1 protein-coding gene and 1 pseudogene are annotated in these 1,034 nt (G+C 42.9%); both read left to right on the forward strand.

Annotated features, from left to right (window positions below; all coding sequences use genetic code 11):
• Nucleotides 1-194: pseudogene (locus A3729_RS33760) on the forward strand (DUF3336 domain-containing protein); the annotation flags it as partial.
• Nucleotides 195-353: 159 nt separating this feature from the next.
• A partial coding sequence (locus A3729_RS03165; RefSeq protein ID WP_304439684.1) for an ExeA family protein occupies nt 354-1,034 on the forward strand: 681 nt, incomplete at its 3' end.

Consider the following 1,034-nt stretch of genomic DNA (forward strand, 5'->3'; position numbering starts at 1 on the left):
GCAATCCCGATACGAAATTCATGAAGGAGTTAATGCTTCAGGGTGAGCGCGCGACATGGCCTAAATTAGCGATGATTCGTACACATTCCAAAATAAGCAAGACACTCGAGAGCTGCATTTCCCGCTTAAAGACTGATGTTAGAACGCATCGTGGGAGCCTTAGTTTAATTGATGATCATAAGGCAATCCGTTAGCGAGTGTAAGGACTTGCTTTTGGCGAGCCCTGTCTTTAAGCTTTGCGTTTGCTACCAAGCTAAACTTCGCAACTACGCTAAGCTGACGTCATGTATCAGGACTTTTTTGGTCTTAAAGAACTACCTTTTTCTATAGCGCCTGATCCCAGGTATCTATATATGAGTGAACGTCATAGAGAGGCGCTTGCTCATCTTTTATATGGTGTATCCGGGCAGGGCGGTTTTGTTGTTCTTACAGGTGAAGTTGGAACAGGAAAGACGACAATTTGCCGTTGTTTTTTAAATCAGATTCCAAAAAATACCGACGTAGCATTCATCATAAATCCGAAGCTCTCGGCACGTGAGCTTATGGCATCAATATGTGATGAGCTTGGAATAGCGTACCCCGATTCAGCATCAATTAAAGTCTTAAATGACCTAATTAACAGCTACCTGCTTGATGCACACGCTAACAATCGCCACACCGTACTCATTATCGATGAAGCTCAAAACCTTAGAGTTGATGTACTAGAGCAGCTGCGCTTGCTTACTAACCTTGAAACATCTGAAAAGAAATTACTTCAGATAATTTTGCTTGGGCAACCCGAATTAAGGGAAGTGCTAGCTCAGAATGATTTAAGGCAGCTCGCTCAAAGAATCACTGCAAGATACCACCTGTGTGAGCTGAGTAAAGTTGAAGTTGGTGCTTATGTTAATTGTAGATTATCGGTTGCGGGGCGACGCGGGCGTTTATTTAATCAAAAAGCAATAAAAACTCTTTTTAACTTGAGTGGTGGCGTACCGCGATTAATTAATCTTATTTGCGACCGCGCCTTGCTCGGTGCTTATGCAATGCAAGAG

The organism is Oleiphilus sp. HI0043 (assembly GCF_001634935.1).